A 22714-nucleotide genomic window follows, 5' to 3' on the forward strand; every position below is an offset into this window, starting at 1 on the left:
ACCCGCGGCGCCCTGACCACGTTCTCCATCGCCAACGACATCGCCAAATACTTCGCGATCATCCCGGCCATGTTCGCCGCGATCTACCCCGGCCTGGACAAACTCAACATCATGCGCCTGGACTCGCCCACCTCGGCGATCCTGTCCGCGGTCATCTTCAACGCCATCGTCATCGTCGCCCTCATCCCCCTCGCCCTCCGCGGGGTGCAGTACCGGCCCGGCTCGGCCGCGTCGATGCTGCGCCGCAACCTGCTCGTCTACGGCGCCGGCGGCGTCATCGTCCCCTTCATCGGCATCAAAGCCATCGACCTCATCATCCAGTTCATCCCAGGGATCTCCTGATGCGCCTACCAGCCTGGCTCAGCCAACACCTCGCCGCGCTCCGCGCCCTGCTCGTCCTCACCATCCTCCTGGGCATCGTCTACCCACTGCTCATGGTCGGCATCGGCCAGATCCCCGGCCTGTCCAGCCGCGCCGACGGCTCCCTCATCGACAAGGACGGCAAGACCGTCGGCAGCCGCCTCATCGGCCAAGCGTTCACCGACACCGACGGCAACCCACTCAAGCAGTACTTCCAGTCCCGGCCGTCCGCCGCCGGCGACGGGTACGACCCGAGGTCCACGTCGGCGAGCAACCTGGGTCCGGAGAACGTCGTGGACACCCTCGCCGACCCTGCCGACAAGGAGGATGAGGGTAAGCAGAGCCTGCTCACCCAGGTCTGCGCCCGCAGCAAGGCCATCGGCGAACTCGAAGGCGTCGACGGCGCCCGGCCCTACTGCACACCGGACGGTGTCGGCGCGGTCCTCGCCGTGTTCCACCGCGACGGCGCGACCGGCCCGGTGACCCGGGTCGTGAGCCTCAACGAGACGGCACCGGCCGAGCCGTTCATCGCCACCTACGACGGTGTCAAGGTCGAGCTGGCCGTGTTCGGTGAGGACTACAGCAAGGGTGTCGTCACGCCGGTCCGCGGCGACGCACCGGACCAGCCGGCGGTCCCGGCCGACGCGGTCACCGCCAGCGGCAGCGGGCTCGACCCGCACATCAGCGTCGCCTACGCCCGGCTCCAGGTGAACCGGGTCGCGGCCGCCCGCGGCATGTCGCCGGCGGACGCGCAGAAGCTGGTCGACAAGTACACCACCGGGCGGGTGCTCGGGTTCGTCGGCGAACCGGGCGTCAACGTCCTGCAGCTGAACCTGGCCCTCGACGCCGGGCACCCGGTCCGCGGCTGACCTGTTCCCGGCCCGCCGCCATCCCGGCGGCGGGCCGGGCGACGACCCGTCCTGTGGCGGAGAGAGTGCGGTGCAACGATGGCGCGCGGACAACTGCGGGTCTACCTCGGCGCCGCGCCCGGGGTCGGCAAAACCTACAAAATGCTCGAAGAAGGCCGCCGCCGCCAGCAACGCGGCACCGACGTCGTCGTCGGCTTCGTCGAAACCCACGGCCGGCCGTTCACCGAAGCCATGCTGTCCGGCCTGGAGGTCGTCCCCCGCAAGGCGATGACCTATCGGGGCGCGGAGTTCACCGAAATGGACCTCGACGCGGTCCTGGCCCGCCACCCCGAGGTCGTCGTCGTCGACGAACTCGCCCACACCAACGTCCCCGGCAGCCGCCACGCCAAACGGTTCCACGACATCGAGGAACTCCTCGACGCCGGCATCACCGTCCTCACCACCGTCAACATCCAACACCTCGAATCCCTCAACGACGTCGTCGAACAAATCACCGGCGTCCCCCAACGCGAAACCGTCCCCGACGCCGTCGTCCGCCGCGCCGAACAAATCGAACTCGTCGACATGACCCCCGAAGCACTGCGACGACGCATGGCGCACGGCAACATCTACCGCGCCGAAAAAGTCAACGCCGCCCTCGGCAACTACTTCCGCGTCGGCAACCTCACCGCCCTCCGCGAACTCGCCCTGCTCTGGCTCGCCGACAAAGTCGACGACCAACTCGACCACTACCGCGCCCAGCACGGCATCGACACCACCTGGGAAACCCGCGAACGCGTCGTCGTCGCGCTCACCGGCGGTCCCGAAGGCGACACCCTCATCCGCCGCGCGGCCAGGGTCGCCGCCCGCACCAAAGCCGCGGACCTCCTCGCCGTCCACGTCATCCGCGGTGACGGGCTTGCCGGCGCCGACCCGGCGAACCTCGCCCGGCAGCGCATCCTCGTCGAAACCCTCGGCGGCACCTACCACCAGGTCGTCGGCAATGACGTGCCGGCCGCGCTCCTCGACTTCGCCCGCGGCGTCAACGCCACCCAACTGGTCCTGGGCGCCAGCCGCCGCAACCGGCTCGCCCAGATCCTGTCTCCTGGCGTCGGGGTGACCGCCACCGCCGAGTCCGGTTCCATCGATGTCCATCTCGTCACGCACGAGCAGGTCAGGCGGGGCAGGCTCCGCCTCGGGACGACCGGCGGGCTCACGCTGCGCCGCCGGCTGGTGGGTGTCGCGTTCGCGGCGGTGGGGCTGCCGCTGCTGACCGTGGGTCTCAACGCGGTCCAGGCGGACATCTCGCTGCCCAGCGACATCCTCGCCTTCCTCATGCTGACTGTCGCCGTCGCCCTCGTCGGCGGGCTGTGGCCCGCGCTGTTCGCCGCCGTCGGCAGCTTCCTGTTGCTCAACTACTACTTCACCCCGCCGCTGCACCGGTTCACGGTCGCCGAACGGGAGAACCTGTTCGCCTTGCTGGCATTCGTCCTCGTCGCCACGGCGGTGGCCACCGTCGTCGACCTCGCCGCCCGGCGGACCAGAGAAGCGGCGAGTGCCCGGGCGGAGGCGCAGACCTTGGCCACGCTCGCCGGCAGCGTCCTGCACGGCGACCAGCCACTCCAAGCCCTACTCGAACGGGTTCGCGAATCGTTCGGACTGGCCAGCGTCACGCTGTTGCAGCGCCGCGACGCCGAATCCGGGTCGCGCGGCGAGGCGGACACGTGGCAGATCGCCGCGAGCGACGGCGGTCAGCCGTGCACGTCACCTGCCGACGGGGAGACCGAAGTGCCGATCGACGACGATCTGTCGCTGGTGCTGCGCGGCCCGACCCTGGCGGCGTCGGACCGGCGGCTGATCGAGGCGTTCGCCGCCAACGCCGCCATCGCACTACGCCAGCAACGACTCTCCGAACAAGCCGCCGCAGCCGGATCCCTCGCCGAAGTCGACAAACTCCGCACCGCACTGCTGTCCGCCGTCAGCCACGACCTGCGCACCCCCCTCGCCTCCGCCAAAGCCGCCGTCGGCAGCCTCCGCAGCCACGACATCGAATTCTCCACCGAGGACCGCGAAGAACTCCTCGCCACCGCCGAAGAATCCCTCGACAAACTCAACCGCCTCGTCGAGAACCTTCTCGACATGAGCCGGCTGCAGGCCGGCGCGCTCGGCATGCATCCTCAACCGATCAGCGTCGGCGAGGCGATCCCCCGCAGCGTCGACGACCTCGGCGACATCGCTGCCGGTGTGCGGATCAGCGTCCCTGACGATTTGCCCGAGGTCTACGCCGACCCGACGCTGCTGGAACGCATCCTCGTCAACGTCCTGGCCAACGCCCTGCGCTACAGCCCACCCGAACAACCACCCCTCATCAGCGTCAGCGAACACGCCGGCCTCGTCGAGGTCCGCATCATCGACCACGGCCCGGGCATTCCCACCGCCGACCGGGACAGGGTCTTCCAGCCGTTCCAACGTCTCGGCGACCGCGACAACACCACCGGCGTCGGCCTCGGCCTCGCCCTCTCCCGCGGCCTCGCCGAAGCCATGGGCGGCAACCTCGACCCCGAAAACACCCCCGGCGGCGGCCTCACCATGACCCTCACCCTCCGCACCGCCGAACCCGACACCTACCCGGCCACCCCCGACGAACAAGCCGACCCGGCACTGCTCAAACGCCTCGACCAGTTCCACCACGGCCCAACGGACGGCACCGCATGACCCGCATTCTCATCGTCGACGACGAACCACAGATCCTGCGGGCGCTGCGGATCAACCTGCAGGCCCGCCACTACGACGTCATCTCCGCCGCCGACGGCACCCAGGCGATCGCCGCAGTGGAGGCCGAGCATCCCGACGTCGTCGTGCTCGACCTCGGGCTGCCCGACCTCGACGGGGTCCAGGTCATCCGCGCGCTGCGCGCCTGGACGCCGGTGCCGGTCATCGTGCTGTCCGGGCGCCGCAGCAGCACCGACAAGATCGACGCCCTCGACGCCGGCGCCGACGACTACGTCACCAAACCGTTCAACATCGACGAGCTCCTCGCCCGGCTCCGGGCCGTCACTCGCCGCCACGGCCCGACCGGGGCGCCGGCCCAGGTCCGGATCGGCCCGTACACCATCGACCTGGCGACGCATGACGCCCGGCGCGACGACGGGGAGCGCCAGCACCTGACCCGCACCGAGTGGCGGCTGCTGGAACTGCTCGTGCACAACCCGGGGCGGTTGATCGGCCACCGCGAGCTGCTGCAGCACGTGTGGGGCCCCACCTACGTCAACGAGGTGCACTACCTGCGCCAGTTCGTCGCCCAGCTGCGTCGCAAGCTCGAGGACGACCCAGCCAGGCCGCGGCACCTGCTCACCGAACCCGGTATGGGCTACCGGTTCCAGCCTTGACGGCGAACGGGTCGCCGTATGAGGCGCGTATGGATTGCGTATAGAGGCCTTGGCGGGCCTGACCTGCGGTGCCAGCGTAGATGTCATGACCACGTACGAACTCGGGGACAGCAACCCTGGCCCGTTGCAAGCGTTGGTGTTCGTCCGGCTCAGCGATCCAAGTCCGGTTCCCTTCGAGCGGTTCCTCAGCGGCACCGAGGGGGTCGTCGCCGCCTGGCACGTCATCGGCGACATCGACCTCGCCGTGCAGGTCCACTGCCCGGACCTGGTTGCGCTGGACCAGTTGCTCACCGCCATGCGGACCGAGGGCGGTGCGGTCAGCACCACCACCCACCTCGTCGTGCGCCAGGCGGACCTGACCCCCGCGCCGGACCTGCACTGCCCGCAACTGCCGTGGCACCCGTCCGGGACCGGCATCACGTTTCAGGCGCCGCAGTCCGCGGCCCGCCGGCACCGTTCGCTGCGGAGGGCAGGGCGATGACCTTGGCCGAGATCATCCCATCGCTGCGGGCGTCGCTGCCGCCGTCGCTGAACGGCGACGTCTGGCCGGCAGGCGCGCGCTGGGCCCCGCACGGTGACCTCGTCGTCGCCGGCGTCGGCCTCACCGACCTCGCCACCGCGCACGGCACACCGACCTACGTCGTCGACGAGGCCGACGTGCGGCTGCGGTGCCGCCAGTACCTGGCCGCGTTCGGCGCCGGACGGATCGCGTACACCGCGAAGGCCCTCTTCAGCATCGGGGTCGCCCGGTGGATCGCCGAGGAAGGACTGGGCCTGTACGTCGGCTCCGCCGGTGAGCTCCACGTCGCGCGGGCAGCGGGCTTCCCGATGGACCGCGTGGTGCTCTACGGCAGCGCGAAGACCCCGGAGGACCTCGACGCCGCGTACGCCGCCGGGGTCGGCACCATCGTCGTGGAGTCGCTCTCCGAGGTCACCCGGCTCGCGGCGACCGCCCCGCACGGGCAGCAGGTGCTGCTGCGGGTCCTCGCCGGGCCCGAGCCCGCCGACGGGTCCGACCACCGGTTCGGGCCGCGGATCTGCACCGGCGAGGCCGAGACCGCGGTCGCCCGCATCGCCGCCCAGCGGGGACTGCGCCTGGCTGGGTTCGACTGTTCCGTCGGCCATCAGGTCAGCCGTTTCAGCGTGTACGAACGGGAGGTACGCCGCCTCGTCGAGTTCTGCGCCGCGATGCACTCCCGCCACGGCGTCGACGTCACCCGGCTGAACCTCGGCGGCGGCCACGCGGTCGCCTACTCCGGCGCCGACCTCGGCTTCGCCCTGGACGCGTTCGCCAGCAGGATCCGCGCCGTCCTGCACCTGGAGCTCGGCCGGCACCAGCTCGCCGAACCCGCGCTGACCGTGTCACCGGGACGGGCGATCGTGTCCAGGGCCGGGCTCACCTTGTATCGCATCATGTCCGTGATCCGCGGTCAGGACGGCCGCCGCGTCGTCGCCGTCGACGGCGGCATGACCGACTGCCCCACCGCCGCCCTCTGCGGCGGCGCCCACACCGCCGCCCTCATCGGCCGCGCCAGCCGCGCCGACCTGGAACCGGCCACCGTCGTCGGACGCCACAACGACGTCGACGACGTCATCGTGCCCACCCTGCAACTCCCCGCCGACGTGCACCCCGGCGACCTCCTCGCCGTCGCCGGCACCGGCGCCTACCACCACTGCCGGGCCTCCAACTACCACCTCGTCGGCCGGCCCGCACTGCTCAGCGTCGCCGACGGGCAGGCCCGCACCCTGGTGCGCCGCGAGTCGCTCACCGACCTGCTGTGCCGCGACGCCGACCACGGCGGGGCGTGACGTGCCGACCGGCACCGCGCCGGCCGACGTCGGTCTGTGGACGACCATCACGTCGCGGCCGCAGCCCGTCGGCCGGCCGCGACCGGCGGGCTGAGCCGTGCAGCTGGTCGTTGCCGGCGGGACGCTCGTCCTGCTGCTGGTCATCTGGATCGGCGCGCGGCTCTGCCGGATCTACGCCCCGCAGCTGCCGGGTGTGCAGCTGGACGAGGCGGCGGCGTGTTTCGTCGACGAGGTGGCGTGCGAGGGCCGCCTGTGGCTCGTCGCGAGCGAGCCCGGCCCCGACGGGCGGGTCGACCCTGGTCGTGCGCTCCCGAGCGTGGTGCCGCCGCCGGAGGGCGGTGCTGCGCTGGTGCTCGAGGTGGCCGTCCCCGGCACCGCCAGGCATGTCGCCGCGTTGACCGTCACCGGGCAGCGCCGCGACGGGCAGACGGTGCTGCGGACGGAGTCCTGGGACGTCGCGGACGCCATCGCGGCGGTGCTGCTGCACCTGCGCGACCGGACCGGGCTGACGCCCGGGGTGCTCTTCTGCTGGCCGGACCGGCATCCGCTGGCACAGTGGCTGCAGTTCCTGGTGCTCGGCACGGGTCAGACCGTCCTGCTCACCCGGCACCTGCTGCACGAGGCCGAACCGGATCCGAGCAGGCGGCCCACCGTGTACGTCAGCTGACCGGCCCCGCCCCGTCGTCCGCTCGCCCTCGCGATGCAGCTGCTAGAGCCAGCCGGCTCGGCGCAGGTACCGGTACAGCAGCACAGTGGTGATGAGCATGACGATGAGCAGGCCGGGGTAGCCGTAACGCCATTCGAGCTCGGGCATGTACTTGAAGTTCATGCCGTAGATGCCGGCGAACGCCGTCTGCAGCGCCGCCATCGCCGCCCACGAGGCGATTTTGCGCATGTCGTTGTTCTGGTCGACGGTGACCTGGGCCAGACGGGCCTGCAACAACGAGTTGAGCAGGTCGTCGTAGCCGGCGATGCGGTCCACGACCCGGTTGTTGTGGTCGTTGACGTCGCGGAAGTAGCGGCGGATCTCCTTGGTCAGTTTGATGGTGCGGCCGTCCAGGATCATGGTCAGGGGCTGCTGCAGGGGCAGGACCGCACCGCGGAACTCGACCAGTTCCCGTTTGAGCTGGTAGATCTGCCCGATGGTGGTCCCGGCCTCCCTGCGCAGGACCTGGGTCTCGACGAAGTCCAGGTCCCGCTGGAACGCCGCGGCGATCTGGAGGTAGACGTCGACGACCCGGTCGCAGATCGCGTGGACGACCGCCCACGGACCCTGCGTGAGCAGTTCCTGGTGGGCCTCCAGGTCGGCGCGGACCGCGGTGAGGCCGCCGATGGAGCCGTGCCGGACGGTGACGACGAACTTCTCCCCGACGAACATCCGCACCGAGCCGGTCTCGACGACCTCGCTGGTCTCGGTCAGTTCGGTGTGCTCCACGTAGCTGGCCGCCCGCACGACGAGGAACATCGTGTCCTCGTACCGTTCCAGCTTCGGACCCTGCTCGTCGGACAGCGCGTCCTCGACCGCCAGGGGGTGCAGGTCGAAGACCTCGGCGACCTCGGCCATCTCCGCCTCGGTCGGCTCGTGGAGGCCGATCCACACGAACGCGTCCGCCGTGGCCTTGGCCGTGGCGAACAGCTCTCCGACGGTCTGCTCGCCGGGCTGCCGGATACCGGCGCTGTAGAGGGCGCAGTCGATCACCGCCGGGCCCTCACGGAGCGGTGCCGCGGCCGGCTCGGGCGGCGGGGTGGTGGACAACAAGCGGATACTCGGAAGCTGCCATCCCTTGCGCTGCACCATGTGCCGACACCACCTTTCAGAACGACGACGAGCGCCACGCGGTTGCCGCGTGGTCGGGCACCAGTTGCGGCTGCGGTCAATCCATCCGGCTGCCGCTACCAAGATCGGGCTGCAGCGTGATGAGCACAATGACGAAGATGATCCAGGCGACGAACACCACAAGGAGCAGCAGCGGCAGCAACCGCCGGATCCGGCTCTTCTGCCTCGTCATCCGCACGCTCCGTCCCCCACTGCACCTGAGGCACCGACGCGCCGTGCGACGTGATCAGGGCCCGGCTCCTGCCCCCGAGCAGTGTCCTACAGCCAGGAAACCCACCGTCCGGCAGGTTGGCCGGGGTGATCGCCGACACCGGACCTGCGCGTATTGGTTTCGTCAAGGACCCTGGTTGTCCCGTCCGGCGGCGGCTGTGATGGAGGTGGCGGCCGGCGTCCGGTCGGTTGCCGGCCTTGGGAAGGGCGATGACGGCGATGCAACACCCTCGTTCCGCTCCAAACGATCGGCCGCGCACGCCGGCCGGGATCAGCCTGGCGGCGGGTTGCGCGGTGGTGGTCGGCGCCGCGGTGGTCGCCGGGGCGCTGTTCCCTGACGGTGAGCTCGCCGCACGGGCGGCCGTGATGGCGGTCGTGGTCGGTGTCTACTCAGCCAAGGTGGCGGACCCGCGGGCGGTCCTGGGAGTCACCGGCGTCGCGATGCTGGTCTACGTCGGTTTCCTGGTCAACGATCTCGGCGAGCTCACGTTGCGCGGCGGCACCTGGCCGTTCCTGATCCCGCTCGGCTTCGCGGCCGTGCTCGGGTGGGGGCAGCACTGGCTGCGCGCCCGGCCGCCCGGCGCCGGTCGCTTCGACGGCGACGGCGCCGGCCTTGCGCAGCCGGCTCCGGACGTCGGCACGCCGACGACCGGCGGCAGCCGGTTCCGTGGCCGGCAGCGCCCGCCGAGGGCCAGGCTTTCCAGGGCCCGGCGCCGGAGCCGGACGCCGGCAAAGGCGCGTGAGACGCAGGGCACCGCGTAACCGCTACGGCCGTCCCATCCGACCCGGTACCGTGCTGATTGGCGCGATGATCGTTCCTGCTGTCGCTTGGGGGCCATGTTGACCAGCCGACCTACCGGCGGGCGTGAGGTGGTGCGCCTGGCGGTGGTGGTCGGCGCGCTCGGCGTGGTGTTCGGCGACATCGGCACCAGCCCGATCTACACGCTGCAGACCGTGTTCAGCCCCGCCGACCCGCACCCCGTGCCGCTCACCACCGACAACGTGTTCGGCGTCGTGTCCCTGATCTTCTGGTCGGTGACGATCATCGTGACGGTCACGTACGTCCTGCTGGCGATGCGCGCCGACAACGACGGCGAAGGCGGCATCATGGCGCTGATCACGCTGCTGCGGCGGTGGAGCGCGCCTCGCGGTCGCCGCACGGCCGGCGTCCTGGCGGCGTTGGGCATCTTCGGCGCCGCGCTGTTCTTCGGCGACAGCATGATCACCCCGGCGATCTCCGTGCTGTCCGCGGTGGAGGGCCTCAAGGTCGTCCAGCCGTCGCTGGAGGAGCTGATCGTGCCGATCACCGCGGCGATCATCGTGGTGCTCTTCGCGGTGCAGCGGCGCGGCACCGCCGCCGTCGGGCGGGTCTTCGGCCCGGTGATGATCGCCTGGTTCGTGGCCATCGCCGCGTGCGGGGTTCTCGGCATCGTCCGGTATCCGGGCATCCTCAAGGCGTTGTCGCCGACGTACGCGCTGGGCTTCCTGGCCGGCAACTTCGGCGTCGCGTTCTTCGCCCTCGCCGCGATCGTCCTCGCCGTCACCGGCGCCGAGGCGCTGTACGCCGACATGGGCCACTTCGGGCGGCGCTCGATCACCCGGGGCTGGATGCTGCTGGTCTTCCCCGCGTGCGTGCTCAGCTACCTGGGGCAGGGCGCGTTGATCCTGGCCGACCCCGCGAGCGTCAGCAGCCCGTTCTTCCTGCTCGTGCCGGACTGGGGGCGCTGGCCAATGGTGCTGCTGGCCACCGCCGCCACCGTCATCGCCTCCCAGGCCGTGATCACCGGCGCGTTCTCGGTCGCGGCGCAGGCGGCCCGGCTCGGCTACCTGCCGCGGCTGCGCATCGCGCACACCTCGGCGTCGACCATCGGGCAGATTTACGTCCCGTGGATCAACTGGCTGCTGATGATCTCCGTCCTCACGCTCGTCTTCGCGTTCCGCACCTCGGCGGCGCTCGCGTTCGCGTTCGGCATGGCGGTCATCTGCACCATCACCATCACGACCCTGCTGTTCTTCTACGTCGCCCGGCTCCGCTGGGGTACTCCCACCTGGCTGCTCGCCACCGGCGCGGCGGTGCTGCTGCTCATCGACGGGCTGTTCGTCGCGGCCAACCTGACCAAACTCCTGCACGGTGCGTGGCTGCCCCTGCTCATCGGCCTGACCGCGTTCACCATCATGACCACCTGGCAACGCGGCCGGGCCATCGTCACCGCGGAACGCCAACGACGCGAAGGCTCTCTGACCGAGTTCGTCGCCGAACTCGCCGACGGGACGCTACCGACCAGCACCGTCCACGGCACGGCCGTCTTCCTCAACCGCGGCGCGCAGACCGCCCCGCTGGCGCTGCGCGCGAACGTCGAGCACAACCACATCCGCCACCGGCACGTCGTCATCATGTCCATCGAGACCGAACCCGTGCCGCGGATCCCCGCCGCCGAACGGGCCACCGTCGATGCCCTCGGCTACACCGACGACGGCATCGTCCACGTCACCGTCCGGTACGGCTACATCGAAACCCCCGACGTCCCCGCCGCCCTGCGGGCGCTGCACCCGGACCAGACCGAAGGGCCGCTCGACCTCGACCACGCCTCATACTTCCTGTCCAAGATCGAACTTCGCGGCGGGCCCGAACCCACCATGGCCAGGTGGCGCAAACGCCTGTTCATCGCCACCTCCCACATCACCGCCGACGCCGCCGAACACTTCGCCCTGCCCCGCGACCGCACCGTCATCATGGGCTCGCACATCGACGTGTAACCCTCGCGACGAGGGGCAACCTCGCTCAGTGGCGGGCCGGCGGGCCCTGATCCGCGCCGCGGGCCAGCGACGCGAGGACGATCTCCCGCGCCGCGCGGGCCGTGGCGGCGAAGGCGGCCGGGTCCCGGCCGATGCGTTCGGCGCCCGCGCGCATGACACCGGACAGCAGCTCCACCGCGAGGTGTACGTCGCCGACGTCGCGGAACTCCCCGCGTGCGATGCCGTCCCGGACGACGTGCTCCACCTCGACCACGATCGCGTGGAACGGGTCGTCCGGCCCCTTCGGCACCTCGGCGGCGGGCAGGCCGGGGGCCGGCCGGAACATCAGCTGCATGACCTGGTCCGTGAAGGCCTCCAGGACCGCCTCGATGATCTCCCGCAGCCGCTCCGCGGCGGGGTCCGCGGAGCGTGCGGCGATCGCGGCCACCCGCTCGAGCGCGGGCCGGCCCGCCCGGTGGGTCAGCGCCAGGACCAGCGCGCTCTTGTCGCGGGCGTAGTTGTACAGCGTGTTGCGCGCGAGCCCGGTCCGGGCCGCGATGTGGCCCATGTTGATCGAGTCGTAGTCGCGCTCGAGCAGCAGCTGCCGCATCGCGTCGGCGAGGCCGGCCCACACCATCTCGTGGTGCTCCTCGATGCTGGCTCCCCGGATTCGCGGCATCCGATCATCCTCTCCCACCGCGGCCTTCCCTACGCCCCGGCCCGCCCCTGCCGCACCTCACGCGCGACGCGGGAAGCGGGTGCCGGCTACGCGGTGGCGCCTTTCGGGTAGTGGCGGCGCAGGGTGGCGGCGATGACGCGGTCGAGCGTGCGGTCGGACAGCATCCGGACCAGCCGGGTGAGCAGGGCGGCGTCCCGGCCGATGGTGTACCGGGTGCGCGGCCTGCGCGTCGTCACGGCCTTCGCGATGACCCCGGCGGCGGCATCGGCGGTCACGCCCGACGCGGTGCCCGAGGCCATCAGCGTGTTGATCGCCTGGACCAGGCCGCCGTAGCGCTCGTCCTGCTCCGGCGTCATCCGGGCGGCCAGCTGGTTCGCCGTCGCGATCCCGCGGGTGGCCATCTCCGTGCGGACACCGCCGGGCTCGACCACGACCACCTGGATGCCCAGCGGCGCGACCTCCCGCCGCAGCGAGTCGCTGACCGCCTCCAGGGCGAACTTCGCGCCGGCGTACGCGCCGTAGGTGGGCATGGCGGCCTTGCCGCCGACCGAGCTGATGTTGATCACGCGACCCTTGCTGCGCAGCAGCGCGGGGAAGAGCGCCTGCGTGACGGCGATGTGGCCGAAGAGGTTGACTTCGAACACCCACCGCCACTGCTCCATCGGCAGGGCCTCGACCGGGGCGTTCACCTGGATGCCGGCGTTGTTGACGAGCGCGTGCAGCGCCCGCGGGTCGCCGGCGACCCGCGCGGCGAGTGCTTCCACCTGCTCGGGCTTGGTGATGTCGAGGATGACCGGCTCGATGTCGGCCGACCGGATGGCGTCGGCGTCACGGTCGCGGCGCACGCCCGCCAGGACGTGGAATCCCTGGCGGGCCAGTTCGCGGGCGGCCGCCGCGCCGATGCCCGTGGAGGCTCCGGTCACGACGATCAGCTGCTGGGTTCGCTTGGTCACGACGCCACGCTCCTTTATACGACAACCTGTCGCTAAGATTACGACATCCTGTCGTTAAAAGCAGGCCGCGGGGGTACATGTGACGCCGTTCACCGGCTCGCTGCGCTCGTCACCTCACGGTTGTGCCGGCAGGGTGAGGATTTCGGCGCCGTCGCTGGTGATGGCGATCGTGTGCTCGCTGTGCGCCGTCCGGCAGCCCGTCGCGCTTCGGAGCGTCCAGCCGTCGGCGTCGGTGACGAGCTTGGCGGTGTCCGCCATGACCCACGGCTCCAGCGCCAGCAGCAGCCCCGGGCGCAGCTTGTACCCGCGACCTGCCCGCCCCGTGTTCGGCACGTGCGGGTCCTGGTGCATCGTCGAACCGACCCCGTGACCGCCGAACTCGGTGTTGATCGGGTACCCCGCCGCGCTGAGGACCGAGCCGATGGCATGGGAGAGGTCACCGATGCGAGCGCCGGGGCCGGCCGCGGCGATCCCCGCGCTCAGTGCGCGCTCGGTCGCGTCGATCATCGCGATGCTCTCCGGCGGCCTGACGTCACCCACGATGAAGCTGATGGCGGAGTCGGCGACCACGCCGCCCACGGAGACGGCGAGGTCGAGCGACAGCAGGTCGCCGTCGGCAAGCGCGTAGTCGTGCGGCAGCCCGTGGAGCACCGCGTCGTTCACCGACGTGCAGATGTAGTGGCCGAACGGCCCGCGCCCGAAGGACGGCGCATAGTCGACGTAGCAGGACTGCGCCCCGGCCTCGGCGATCATGCCGCGGGCCCACTGGTCGATGTCCAGCAGGTTCGTGCCGACCGCGCTGCGGCCCTTCAGGGTCTGCAGGATGCCGGCGACCAGGGCGCCCGCGTCCTTCGCCCGCGGCAGGTCAGTGGGGTCCAAGATCTCGATCATGCGGCGCCTTACTCGTCCGACCAATAAGTATCCCGGCCATATTATCCCGGTACTAGAATCGGAGCCATGGTCAGGTTGCCGCTCAGCACCGCAGAGGTCGAACGCGGGCAGCGCCTCGGCGCCCTCCTGCGCCGCGCCCGGGGGGCGAGATCGATGCTCACCACCGCGCTGGACGCAGGCGTCTCACCGGAGACCCTCCGGAAGATCGAGTCCGGGCGCGTCGCCACCCCCGCCTTCCCGACCATCGCCGCGATCGCCGACGTCCTCGGCCTCTCCCTCGACGCGGTGTGGTCGGAGATCAACCAGGCTGACACCGAGGCCGGCCTCGCAGGCTCAGGCCGCAACACCGCCGAGCGGCTGGCCTCGTAGGTCAGGCCCACGCCACCCGGCCTCGCGGCCGTGTGGCGTGCCTGTGGTGCGTCCGCCGCGCCGGCCGGTTCAGAAGCCGATGACCTGGCGGATCAGGACCAGGTGGGTGCGGCCCGGCATATCGCCGTAGAGCTCCAGCGTCTTGTTGAGGCGGCTGTTCTGCCCGTAGGCCGCCTGCGCGCGCACGTCCTCCAGGGGCAGGCTGTGCTCGCGCACCCGGCGGCGCGCGGTTTCCAGGTCCGGCACCACCTTCTGCAGGCCGGCCACCAGGACCACGTTGTCCGCGCCCCACGCCACGGTCGCGAACTGGCTGCCCGACGCGGAGCCGATCAGCAGCTCGCCGTCCTGCGTGATGGCGTGCACGCTGCCGAGCGCGTAGTCCGGCGCGGCGGCGAGCTCCTTCATCTGGCGGCTGGCGAAGTTCTGCGCGGTGACCTTGAGGCGCACCGACTCGTACGGGCCGTCGGCGGCGTCGATCTCGGCCGCGATCCCGGTCTCGTCCAGCGTGATCGAGGTGTTGCTCCACACCCTGGCACCGTGCGGAATGCGGGCCAGCACGGTCTTGCGGGCCGCCGCGAGGTCGTCGACGACCTCCACGCCGAACCCGTGCGCCTCCAGCGCGGCCACGGTCGAGGCGACGGTCCGCTCATCGGGCAGGACATCGAACTGGGACATAACAGCACTCGCTTCCTCACGTAAGCGGACTTTACCCCGCTTGGTGAAACGGACTCTACCCCGCTTACGCGCTGAGGCAAGGGCGCGTGAGCCACACCACGGCGGATAGGGTGTTCGCGTGAACAGAGAGCGCGCCGACGCCACCCGGAATCGGGCGGTGCTGGTCGCGACAGCGCGCGAGATGCTGGCCGAGGCGGGCGTCGACAAACTCACCATGGACGCCCTCGCCGAGCGGTCCGGCCTCGGCAAAGGCACGGTCTTCCGGCGGTTCGGCACCCGAGCCGGCATCTTCATGGCACTGCTCGACGAGAGCGAGCGAGCCTTCCAAGGACGCGTGCTGTCCGGGCCGCCACCCCTGGGTCCCGGCGCCGAGCCGCTGGACCGGTTGATCGCATTCGGACGCGAGCGCATCCGGTTCCTGCTGGAGAACCGTGAGATCGCCCGGGCCGGGCTGGACGGCCGCACACCGGTGCCGTTCGGCCCGCCGGCCATGGTGGCGCAGATGCACATCCGGGTGCTGCTGCGGCAGATGTCGATCGGCGCGGCAGACCTCGACATCCTCGCGATGCAACTGACCGCGGCGCTGGACGTACCGCTGCTGCTCTACATGCCACTGGACGGCAGCGGGCCGCCCGAATCGGCGATCGAGGACCGGCTGGCCCTCGGCTGGGAGGACCTCGTCCGGCGGGTCACCCACCCGGGCCCGGCGAACACGGCGAGCTCGCCGGACGACTGACCCACCAGCGTCCGGCGGCACAATATCCTAGTAACACGATCGGTTTACAATGATATGGTTCCGGGCATGGAGACCTGGGACGCGCTGGCGGCGCGGCGCAATGTCCGGCAGTACGGTCCGGATCCGATCCCGGCGGCGGACCTCGGCCGCATCGTCGAGGCGGGGTGGCGGGCCCCGTCGGCGTCCAACCGGCAGCACCGCGACTTCGTCGTGGTCACCGACCGGGATCAGCTGCGGCGGCTGGCGACGGTGTGGCGGGGCGCCCACCACATCGCCGGCGCGGCGGCCGCCATCGCCCTCGTGGTGCCCGACGCCGACGACGAGCGCACCCGGCTGGTCGACCAGTTCGACCTGGGCCAGGCCGCGTACGCGATCCTGGTCGCCGCCGCCGACCTCGGCATCGGCACCGGCCACTCGTCCGTGGGCGACCAGGATGAGGCGCGCGCGATCCTCGGCGTGCCGCCGGGCCACACGATCTCCTACCTGATCGGCGCCGGCTACCCCGCCGACCGGCCGCTGCGCCCGATCGCCAGGCCCGACCGCCGCCCGATCGAGGAGGTCGTGCACCACGGCCGCTGGCGGTCGTCGTGACCGTCCGCACCCTCGCCTTCCTGACACCGGGCAACTTCCCCGACGACGACCCGTATGCGGGGCTGGAAGCGACCCTGCAGCTGTTCGAGTACGGCGAACGGCTCGGCTTCGACGGCGCCTGGATCCGCCAGCGCCACCTCGAGCACGGCGTCGGGTCCGCGGCGGTGTTCCTCGCCGCGGCCGGCCAGCGCACCACCCGCCTGCAGCTCGGCACCGCCGTCATCCCGATCGGCTACGAGAGCCCGTTCCGGCTCGCCGAGGACCTGTCGATGGCCGACGTCCTGTCCCGGGGCCGGCTGCAGGTCGGGTTCAGCGCCGGTACCCCGCCGCACGCCGACCTCATCGGCGACCTCGTCTTCGACGGCGACTGGCGCTCCTTCGACCTGTCCTACAACAGGATCGCCCGCCTGCGGGACAACCTGCGCGGCGAGTTCATCGGCGGCCCCGACACGGTCGTGCACTCCCCCGGCAACGTGCAGCGCCCGCGGCTGCAGCCGTACAGCAAAGGCCTCGTGGACCGGCTCTGGTATGGCGGCGGCAGCCTCCGGTCGGTGCGCTGGGCGGCGTCGGCCGGCCTGAACCTCCTCGCCGGCAACATCGTCTCCGGCGAGGACACCGACGACTTCGTGACCGCGCAGCTCGCGCACATCACCGAATACCGGGCCGTCATCGGCCGCCCGGCCCGGATCGCGGTCGGCCGGGTGATCGTCCCCCTGGACAGCGCCGACCGCGCGACCCGGCAGCGGTACCTCGCCTACGCCGACGCCCGTCGCGACCGCACCCGCAGGCCGCACGGGGAACGCCGCACGCTGTTCGCCCCGGACGTCATCGGCACCAGCGCCGAGATCGTGGACCGCCTGCGCGCGGACGCGGCCGTGCAGGCGGTGGACGAGCTGCGCCTCGAGCTGCCGTACGAGTTCGACCGGACGCAGTACGAGCAGATCCTGCACGACGTGGCAGAGTCGGTGGCGCCGGCGCTCGGCTGGCAGCGCCCCTGAGCCGCGTGCGCCGTCAGCCCGGTCGGTGGGCTTCGGCGACGGGTGGGAGAAACAGCCCGTTGCTGGCGCTCAGGCCGCCGTCACTGGCCAGGACCGTGCCGGTGATGTATGAGGCGGCCGGCGAGGCCAGGAACCAGATGACCTCGGCCTGCTCCTCCGGCTCGGCCCAGCGGCCGAGCGGGATGCGCCGGGTCAGCTCGTCGGCACGCCCGACATCCTGGAGCACCGCGGCGGTGCGTGCGGTGCGGGTCAGGCCCGGCGCGATCGCGTTGATCCGGATGCCCTGGTAGGCATAGTCGAGGGCGGCCGACCGCACGAGGTTGACCGCCGCGGCCTTGGTGGTGTTGTACGCCCACGTGTACGGGTCGCCGCGCAGCCCGGCGACCGAGGCGGTGACGACGACGGACCCGCCGCCGGCCGCGCGCAGTGCGGGCGCCGCCGCCCGGATGCCGAGCGCGGCACCCCGGACGTTGACGGCGTGGATCGCGTCGAGCGCCGCGATCGCACCGCCGTCCTCCAGCGGCGGCGCCCCACCGGCACCGGCGTTGAGCACGGCGACGTCGAGCCGGCCGAACCGGCGCAGCGCCAGCGCCACCATCTCCTCGTTCGTCCGCTCCTCGGCGACGTCACCGAGGAGCGTCACGACACCGTCCACCTTGTCGAGCTCGGAGAGGCGCGCCGGGTCGCTGTCGACGCCGACGACCGCGAACCCGCGGCCCGCGAAGAGTTCCGCGGTGGCCCGGCCGATGCCACTGCCGGCGGCGGTCACCACCACCGCCTTGCCTGGCTTGCCTGGCTTGCCTGGTGCGGACACACCGGCCCCCTCGCTCAGCTACGAACCTCCGACTCGAAAATCATATTAGTTCAGTATGCTTTCGGCCATCGGCCCCCGGTCTTGCTGTTCCTTTCTTGCTGCTCCTTCAGCAGCGCACCGATGCCCAGCAGCAGCCGCGAGGCCGCCAGCGCCGCGACGACGACGACCAGCCCGCCGGCGAAGAACGGCGCCGGTAGCCCGTGCCAGTCGGCGAAGAGCCCGCCGATCGGCAGGCTGCCCCGGCTGACGAAGCGGTTGACGCTGCCGACCCGGCCCAGCAGGCGGTCCGGCACGACCGTCTGACGAACCGACGACGACAGCACGTTCCACGTCATCGTGGCGAAGCCGCAGCCCGCGCTGGCCGCGCCGGCGACCCACGGGTTCGAGGTCAGGCCCATGGCGGCCGTGGTCGCGCCGTGGCCGATCGCCGACGCCGGCATGATCGGGCCGACGTGCCGCCAACCCCGGCGGTCCGCGACGAACGTCGCCGCGACCGCGCCGACGGCGACCGCGCTGCTCAGCACCGCGAACCCGATCGCGCCGAGGCGCAGCGGCTCCAGTGCGTAGAGCACGAAGACCGCGAGGGTCATCGCCCGGGCCAGGTTCATGAACGTGACCACCGCGGTCATCCCGATCAGCAGCGGCTGGTGCCGCAGCCAGCGACCGCCTTCGGCGATGTCGCGCAGCATGCGGCGCACGCCGGTGCCGCCCTGCTCCCCGGCGTGCTTCCCGGTGTGCTCCCCGGCGTGCTCGGCCCGCAGCGCGCCCCGGATGCGCTGCAGCGCCGCGGCGCTCACGGCGAAGCTGAGCGCGTCGAGGACGAACGGCACGCCGGGCGCAAGCCGGAACAGCACACCACCCAGCGGCGGCCCGAGGAACTCGTTGGTGCTCAGCTCCACGGCGGACAGCCGGGCGTTGGCGCGCGGCAGCTGGTCCTTGCCGACGATGCGCGGCAGGATCGTCGGCGCGGCCACGTCGAAGAGGACCTCGCAGACCCCCAGCGCCAGCACGAAGGCGACGAGCAGGACCATGTGCGTGGCGTCGGTGAACCCGACGACCGCCAGCAGGGCGGCGATGGCGCACCGCACCAGCAGCGACGGCAGCTCCGCCGCGATGGTGATGCCGGCGACCGGCATCGGGTCGCGGGTGATGGCGGCGGCCAGCAGCGGCACGGCGGCGTCGATGTACAGGTGCAGGCCGCCGTGGGCGGCAGGGCGGCAGTCGGGGAAGGTCATCGCCGGCGTCGATCTGCGTGACGTGCCGGCGGGGGGTCATGGGAGGGCGAGTGCTTCGGTCGGGGCGAGGCGGGCGGCGCGGATGGCCGGGTAGAGGCCGGCGATGCCGCCGATGGCGAGGGTGGCGCCGACGGCGACGGCCTGGGCCCAGCCGGGGACGGTGACGGGCCAGCCCTGGGTGAGTGCGTAGCCGGTGGTGATCGCGACGCCGAGGAGCACGCCGCCGGCGCCGCCGAGCGCGGACAGCAGGATCGCCTCGGTGAGGAACTGGATGCGGATCTGGCCCTTGGTGGCGCCGAGGGCGCGGCGCCAGCCGATCTCGCCGCGGCGTTCGAGCACTGAGATGATCATGGTGTTGGCGACGCCGACGCCGCCGACGAGCAGTGCGACGGCGCCGAGGCCGAGCAGCAGCGCGGTGAAGGTGCGGTCGGTGGCCGCCTTGACCCGCAGGGCGTCGGACGGGCGTTCGACGCGGACCTCGTTGGGGTGTTCAGGGTTCACGGTACGGCCGAGCTTCGCGCGGACGTCGTCGATGGCGTCGGGTGCGATGCGGGTGTAGACGGTGGTCATGTGCCCGTCGAAGCCGAGTTGGTCGCGGGCGACGGGTGCGCCGACGAAGACGGCGCTGTCGAGCTCGGCGGCCAGCGGCACAGGGGCCAGGACGCCGATCACGGTGAACCACTGCCCGCCGAGCCAGACCCGTGTGTCGGGGCCGGGGGTGCGGATGCCGAGGTACCGGGCGGCGGTGGCGCCGAGCACGACGGCGGTGGTGCGTTCGGTTGCCGGGTTGAGCCAGGCGCCGTCGGCAAGCGTGGCGCCGACGGCGGCCCGCAGGTCGGTGCGGGCGGCGAGGACGGCGATGCCGTTGGTGTTGGTCGCCGGGACGCGGTCGGTCCGGTAGACCGCGGCCTTGACCGCGCCGGTGGCGGAGACGTGCTCGACGGCGGGGATGCGGGCGACCATGTCGACCGCCTCGGCGGGCAGCCGCGCCTGCTCCCCCTTCAGGTCGACGCCGGGCGTGACGGTCAGCAGGTTCGTGCCGTACCGCTCGAGGCGCTGCGCCAGGTCGAGCCGGCTGGAGGCGGTGATGCCGACGACGGCGACCATCGCGGCGATGCCGATGGCGATGCCCAGCGCGGAGAGTGCCGCGCGGACGGGGCGGGTGCGCAGGCCGATCGCGCCGACGCGGGCCACGTCCAGCGGGCGCAGCCGGGTCGGACGCAGCTCGTCGGCCGCGTGCCGCCGGGCCGATCGCTGGTCATGCATCGTGGCCTCCGGCCTGCGCGGCAACGGCCGGTGTGCGCCCGCCGGTGGCGTCGGTGTGGGTGTCGGTGGTGATCCGGCCGTCGCGCATGACAACCTGCCGTGGCAGGCCGGCGGCCAGGTCACGGTCGTGGGTGATGACCAGCACCGTGGTGCCGGCGGCGTGCAGGTCCCGCAGCAGGTGCAGGATGCCGGCGCCGGCGGCGGTGTCGAGGTTGCCGGTCGGTTCGTCGGCCAGCAGCAGCGGCGGCGTGCCGACGACCGCGCGGGCGATCGCGACCCGCTGCCGTTCGCCGCCGGACAGTTCGTGGGGCCGGTGCGTCAGGCGGTGCCCGAGCCCGACGCGTTCGAGTGCGGCCCGCGCGCGTTCCCGGCGTTGCCGCAGCGGGACCCCGAGGTACAGCAGGCCGTCGGCGACGTTGTCGAGCGCGGCGACGCCGGTGGCGAGGTGGAACTGCTGGAAGACAAACCCGATGGTGCGGGCGCGCAGCCCGGCGAGCCGGCGGTCCGGGAGCCCGGCGATGTCGTGCCCGGCGACCTGGACCCGGCCGCTGGTGGGGCGGTCGAGCGTGCCGGCGAGGTGCAGCATGGTCGACTTGCCGGAGCCGGACGGGCCGACGATCGCGACGAGCTCGCCGGCGTCGACGTCCAGCGAGACGCCGTCGAGGGCCACGACGCCGCCCGGGTACTCCTTGCGGACGTCGACGAGCGACAGGATGCTCATTGTCCGGCCACCCCGACCTGGGTGCCCTCGACGAGGCCGGGTGCGCTGACCTCGGCGCGCCCCTGCGCGAACATGCCGACGGTGACCGGCACGGTCCTTCGCGCACCGCCGCTGAACACCTCCACGCCGTAGCCGTCGCCGACGGCCAGCAGCGCCACGATCGGCACGGTCAGGACGTCCTTCTTCTCGGCCCGCACGACGGTGACGTCGACGGTGTCGCCGTCGTCGCCGCTGAGTGCGGACTGGTCCGCCACGCTCACCGTGACGACGGTCTTGCGCTGGCCCTCGTCCTGCGACGTGGTCACCGCGGTCATGCTGCCCTCGACCGGTTTCCCGGCGGCGGAGCGCACCTGGACCTTGGTGCCGACCTTGGCCACGGCGGCCTGCCGGCTCTCGAGTTCGACGGCGACCGTGCGGGTGGTGCCGGTCGTCGTCAGTACCGGCGTGCCGGCCGCCGCCTGCTCGCCGACGTGCTGCTTCTGCTCGGCGACCCGGACCGGTGCGGCCACGTAGGTGACCCGGCCGAGCTCGACGACGCCGGTCTCGGCCAGGCCGAGCTTCTGCTGCCAGCGCTTCACGGCGACCGCTGTCGAGCTGTCGAAGACCGTGTCGACGGTGAAGCCGCGGTAGCCCAGCGCGCGCAGGTTCTCCTCGAACTGCTTGACGTCGGGGCCTTTGACGTTCACGGCGAGGTCCCGGTACGCGGGAAGCTCGCCGAGCAGCACGACCACCGGCTGGTCGTCGACGCGGTAGGCGACGTCGCCCCGTCGCAGCACGGTGCCCGGCGCCGGGACCTTGGTCAGGGTGCCGGACAGCCGCCCGGCAAACGGTTCGGCGGCGCCGTAGCCGAGCTTGCCGGTGAGGCGGATCGCGTCGACGAGGGTGGAACGGGTGACCGGCGCGGTCTTCGGCGGCGCCGCGGCCGGTGTGGTGTCTCCGTGGCCGCGGCCGCCGTAGCCGAGGGTCGCCAGGACGGCCACGGCGACGGTGGCCGCACCGCCGATGACACCGGCGACGATGCGCCGGCTCATCGCTTCGGCGCCGGGCTGTTCGCGGCGTCGCACGCGCGGGCGGCGTCGTCGAACCGTTGCATCGCGCCGGGGTCGTCCACCGGGATGCCGGGCAGCTGCTGGATGCCGTCGGCGGTGGGGTCCGGGTAGTCGATGCCGTGGGCCCGCATGCATTGGGCGTAGCGCACCTGCTGCTCCAGCTCCGCCGCGGTCGGCTTGCGCATCTCCCCGCCGTTGGGCAGGAACTTGCGGCACGCCTCGAACGCCGCACCGTCGGCGTCCAGGTCCACCGCGTCCGCACCCCCGATCGGACCCGAGCCGTCCCCGCCGGCACCGGTCACGATGTTCCCGTCACCGGGGTCAGGCATGTCGACGCCGTTGTCGCGCATGCACTGCGCGAACTTCAACGCCTGCTCCTGATCGGTCCCGGCCGACGCGCCGGGGTCGGCCTTCCCGCCGCCGGGCCCGCCGACCACGAGCCACACCCCGGCACCGGTCAGCAGCACCGCGGCCAACGCCAACGCCGGCACCAGGATCTTCAGCTTCATCATGCGGCCATCGTCGGCACCCGGCGGTGGCGGCAGCGT

General features: G+C 71.9%; 24 protein-coding genes and 1 pseudogene. 13 read left to right on the forward strand and 12 right to left on the reverse strand.

The features are described from left to right. From AB0K00_RS51975 to AB0K00_RS52005, 7 genes and pseudogenes are all read left to right on the forward strand, one after another. A pseudogene (locus tag AB0K00_RS51975) lies at positions 1–342 on the forward strand (potassium-transporting ATPase subunit B); the annotation flags it as partial. After that, a complete protein-coding gene (locus tag AB0K00_RS51980; RefSeq protein WP_363538281.1) occupies positions 342–1229 on the forward strand; it encodes a potassium-transporting ATPase subunit C in 888 nt (295 codons plus the stop codon). The pseudogene AB0K00_RS51975 and the gene AB0K00_RS51980, both read left to right, overlap by 1 nt. 78 nt (positions 1230–1307) lie before the next feature. Then, entirely contained in the window at positions 1308–3923 is a 2616-nt protein-coding gene (locus tag AB0K00_RS51985) for a sensor histidine kinase KdpD (RefSeq protein ID WP_363538282.1), read from the forward strand. Next, entirely contained in the window at positions 3920–4597 is a 678-nt protein-coding gene (locus tag AB0K00_RS51990) for a response regulator (protein WP_363538283.1), read from the forward strand. Before AB0K00_RS51985 ends, AB0K00_RS51990 begins: the two co-directional genes overlap by 4 nt. 85 nt (positions 4598–4682) lie before the next feature. Next, on the forward strand, positions 4683–5078 hold the full coding sequence (locus AB0K00_RS51995) for an Lrp/AsnC ligand binding domain-containing protein (protein ID WP_363538284.1): 396 nt from the start codon (positions 4683–4685) through the stop codon (positions 5076–5078). Beyond that, complete coding sequence (locus tag AB0K00_RS52000; protein ID WP_363538285.1) at positions 5075–6406, forward strand: diaminopimelate decarboxylase; 1332 nt, start codon at positions 5075–5077, stop codon at positions 6404–6406. Before AB0K00_RS51995 ends, AB0K00_RS52000 begins: the two co-directional genes overlap by 4 nt. Positions 6407–6503: 97 nt before the next feature. Further along, on the forward strand, positions 6504–7073 hold the full coding sequence (locus tag AB0K00_RS52005) for a hypothetical protein (protein WP_363538286.1): 570 nt from the start codon (positions 6504–6506) through the stop codon (positions 7071–7073). Between the two features lie 42 nt (positions 7074–7115). On the opposite strand, the gene corA is transcribed toward AB0K00_RS52005, so the two are convergent. Continuing rightward, entirely contained in the window at positions 7116–8162 is a 1047-nt protein-coding gene (corA, locus tag AB0K00_RS52010; RefSeq protein ID WP_363538287.1) for a magnesium/cobalt transporter CorA, read from the reverse strand. Positions 8163–8280: 118 nt separating this feature from the next. Further along, the gene (locus AB0K00_RS52015; RefSeq protein ID WP_363538288.1) at positions 8281–8415 is read right to left on the reverse strand and encodes a hypothetical protein; all 135 of its coding nucleotides are present in this window, start codon (positions 8413–8415) and stop codon (positions 8281–8283) included. Positions 8416–8747: 332 nt separating this feature from the next. On the opposite strand from AB0K00_RS52015, the gene AB0K00_RS52020 reads away from it, so the two are divergent. Both AB0K00_RS52020 and AB0K00_RS52025 read left to right on the forward strand, forming a co-directional pair. After that, positions 8748–9215: a hypothetical protein gene (locus AB0K00_RS52020; protein WP_363538289.1), complete on the forward strand. Its 468-nt coding sequence runs from the start codon at positions 8748–8750 to the stop codon at positions 9213–9215. A gap of 75 nt (positions 9216–9290) precedes the next feature. Next, positions 9291–11210, forward strand: a complete 1920-nt coding sequence (locus AB0K00_RS52025; RefSeq protein WP_363538290.1) for a potassium transporter Kup — start codon at positions 9291–9293, stop codon at positions 11208–11210. Positions 11211–11235: 25 nt separating this feature from the next. Here the strand turns inward: AB0K00_RS52025 and AB0K00_RS52030 are convergent, their stop codons facing one another. From AB0K00_RS52030 to map, 3 genes are all read right to left on the reverse strand, one after another. Continuing rightward, positions 11236–11868 (reverse strand): TetR/AcrR family transcriptional regulator, encoded by a 633-nt coding sequence (locus tag AB0K00_RS52030; protein WP_363538291.1) that lies wholly within the window; start codon positions 11866–11868, stop codon positions 11236–11238. Positions 11869–11954: 86 nt separating this feature from the next. After that, entirely contained in the window at positions 11955–12821 is an 867-nt protein-coding gene (locus AB0K00_RS52035) for an SDR family oxidoreductase (RefSeq protein WP_363538292.1), read from the reverse strand. Between the two features lie 114 nt (positions 12822–12935). Continuing rightward, positions 12936–13712: a type I methionyl aminopeptidase gene (map, locus tag AB0K00_RS52040; RefSeq protein ID WP_363538293.1), complete on the reverse strand. Its 777-nt coding sequence runs from the start codon at positions 13710–13712 to the stop codon at positions 12936–12938. A gap of 66 nt (positions 13713–13778) precedes the next feature. Between map and AB0K00_RS52045 the strand changes: the two genes are divergently transcribed. Next, positions 13779–14081: a helix-turn-helix transcriptional regulator gene (locus AB0K00_RS52045; RefSeq protein WP_363538294.1), complete on the forward strand. Its 303-nt coding sequence runs from the start codon at positions 13779–13781 to the stop codon at positions 14079–14081. Positions 14082–14150: 69 nt separating this feature from the next. On the opposite strand, the gene AB0K00_RS52050 is transcribed toward AB0K00_RS52045, so the two are convergent. Further along, positions 14151–14756, reverse strand: coding sequence for an LUD domain-containing protein (locus AB0K00_RS52050; RefSeq protein WP_363538295.1), 606 nt, complete (start codon positions 14754–14756; stop codon positions 14151–14153). Between the two features lie 118 nt (positions 14757–14874). Between AB0K00_RS52050 and AB0K00_RS52055 the strand changes: the two genes are divergently transcribed. The 3 genes from AB0K00_RS52055 (at position 14875) to AB0K00_RS52065 (ending at position 17081) form a co-directional block, all read left to right on the forward strand. Continuing rightward, positions 14875–15492, forward strand: coding sequence for a helix-turn-helix domain-containing protein (locus tag AB0K00_RS52055; protein ID WP_363538296.1), 618 nt, complete (start codon positions 14875–14877; stop codon positions 15490–15492). A gap of 66 nt (positions 15493–15558) precedes the next feature. After that, on the forward strand, positions 15559–16083 hold the full coding sequence (locus AB0K00_RS52060; RefSeq protein WP_363538297.1) for a nitroreductase family protein: 525 nt from the start codon (positions 15559–15561) through the stop codon (positions 16081–16083). After that, positions 16080–17081 carry an LLM class flavin-dependent oxidoreductase gene (locus tag AB0K00_RS52065; RefSeq protein ID WP_363538298.1) on the forward strand — a complete coding sequence of 334 codons (1002 nt, stop codon included), beginning with the start codon at positions 16080–16082 and terminating at the stop codon, positions 17079–17081. Before AB0K00_RS52060 ends, AB0K00_RS52065 begins: the two co-directional genes overlap by 4 nt. A 13-nt stretch (positions 17082–17094) precedes the next feature. On the opposite strand, the gene AB0K00_RS52070 is transcribed toward AB0K00_RS52065, so the two are convergent. Genes AB0K00_RS52070 through AB0K00_RS52095 form a run of 6 tightly spaced genes read right to left on the reverse strand, consistent with a single transcriptional unit; the run spans position 17095 to position 22678 of the window. Beyond that, positions 17095–17895 carry an SDR family oxidoreductase gene (locus AB0K00_RS52070; RefSeq protein ID WP_363538299.1) on the reverse strand — a complete coding sequence of 267 codons (801 nt, stop codon included), beginning with the start codon at positions 17893–17895 and terminating at the stop codon, positions 17095–17097. A 50-nt stretch (positions 17896–17945) separates the two neighbouring features. Next, positions 17946–19130, reverse strand: a complete 1185-nt coding sequence (locus AB0K00_RS52075; RefSeq protein WP_363538300.1) for an MFS transporter — start codon at positions 19128–19130, stop codon at positions 17946–17948. Between the two features lie 36 nt (positions 19131–19166). Then, complete coding sequence (locus tag AB0K00_RS52080) at positions 19167–20396, reverse strand: ABC transporter permease (RefSeq protein ID WP_363538301.1); 1230 nt, start codon at positions 20394–20396, stop codon at positions 19167–19169. Next, positions 20389–21111, reverse strand: a complete 723-nt coding sequence (locus tag AB0K00_RS52085) for an ABC transporter ATP-binding protein (RefSeq protein WP_363538317.1) — start codon at positions 21109–21111, stop codon at positions 20389–20391. Before AB0K00_RS52085 ends, AB0K00_RS52080 begins: the two co-directional genes overlap by 8 nt. Positions 21112–21113: 2 nt before the next feature. After that, positions 21114–22181 carry a peptidoglycan-binding protein gene (locus AB0K00_RS52090; protein WP_363538302.1) on the reverse strand — a complete coding sequence of 356 codons (1068 nt, stop codon included), beginning with the start codon at positions 22179–22181 and terminating at the stop codon, positions 21114–21116. Continuing rightward, positions 22145–22678 (reverse strand): hypothetical protein, encoded by a 534-nt coding sequence (locus AB0K00_RS52095; RefSeq protein ID WP_363538303.1) that lies wholly within the window; start codon positions 22676–22678, stop codon positions 22145–22147. Before AB0K00_RS52095 ends, AB0K00_RS52090 begins: the two co-directional genes overlap by 37 nt. Positions 22679–22714 lie beyond the last annotated feature (36 nt).

Origin of the sequence: Dactylosporangium sp. NPDC049525, assembly GCF_040676755.1 — a bacterium.
Lineage (GTDB): Bacteria > Actinomycetota > Actinomycetes > Mycobacteriales > Micromonosporaceae > Dactylosporangium.

Bases quoted from the DNA above. Each gene is read 5' to 3' on its own strand.
- AB0K00_RS52015 (WP_363538288.1), bottom strand. From the start codon at position 8,415: ATGACGAGGCAGAAGAGCCGGATCCGGCGGTTGCTGCCGCTGCTGCTC.
- AB0K00_RS52095 (WP_363538303.1), bottom strand. From the start codon at position 22,678: ATGATGAAGCTGAAGATCCTGGTGCCGGCGTTGGCGTTGGCCGCGGTG.
- AB0K00_RS52030 (WP_363538291.1), bottom strand. From the start codon at position 11,868: ATGCCGCGAATCCGGGGAGCCAGCATCGAGGAGCACCACGAGATGGTG.
- AB0K00_RS52080 (WP_363538301.1), bottom strand. From the start codon at position 20,396: ATGCATGACCAGCGATCGGCCCGGCGGCACGCGGCCGACGAGCTGCGT.
- AB0K00_RS51985 (WP_363538282.1), top strand. From the start codon at position 1,308: ATGGCGCGCGGACAACTGCGGGTCTACCTCGGCGCCGCGCCCGGGGTC.
- AB0K00_RS52025 (WP_363538290.1), top strand. From the start codon at position 9,291: ATGTTGACCAGCCGACCTACCGGCGGGCGTGAGGTGGTGCGCCTGGCG.
- AB0K00_RS51980 (WP_363538281.1), top strand. From the start codon at position 342: ATGCGCCTACCAGCCTGGCTCAGCCAACACCTCGCCGCGCTCCGCGCC.
- map (WP_363538293.1), bottom strand. From the start codon at position 13,712: ATGATCGAGATCTTGGACCCCACTGACCTGCCGCGGGCGAAGGACGCG.
- AB0K00_RS51995 (WP_363538284.1), top strand. From the start codon at position 4,683: ATGACCACGTACGAACTCGGGGACAGCAACCCTGGCCCGTTGCAAGCG.
- AB0K00_RS52050 (WP_363538295.1), bottom strand. From the start codon at position 14,756: ATGTCCCAGTTCGATGTCCTGCCCGATGAGCGGACCGTCGCCTCGACC.
- AB0K00_RS52075 (WP_363538300.1), bottom strand. From the start codon at position 19,130: ATGACCTTCCCCGACTGCCGCCCTGCCGCCCACGGCGGCCTGCACCTG.
- AB0K00_RS52000 (WP_363538285.1), top strand. From the start codon at position 5,075: ATGACCTTGGCCGAGATCATCCCATCGCTGCGGGCGTCGCTGCCGCCG.
- AB0K00_RS52060 (WP_363538297.1), top strand. From the start codon at position 15,559: ATGGAGACCTGGGACGCGCTGGCGGCGCGGCGCAATGTCCGGCAGTAC.
- AB0K00_RS52045 (WP_363538294.1), top strand. From the start codon at position 13,779: ATGGTCAGGTTGCCGCTCAGCACCGCAGAGGTCGAACGCGGGCAGCGC.
- AB0K00_RS51990 (WP_363538283.1), top strand. From the start codon at position 3,920: ATGACCCGCATTCTCATCGTCGACGACGAACCACAGATCCTGCGGGCG.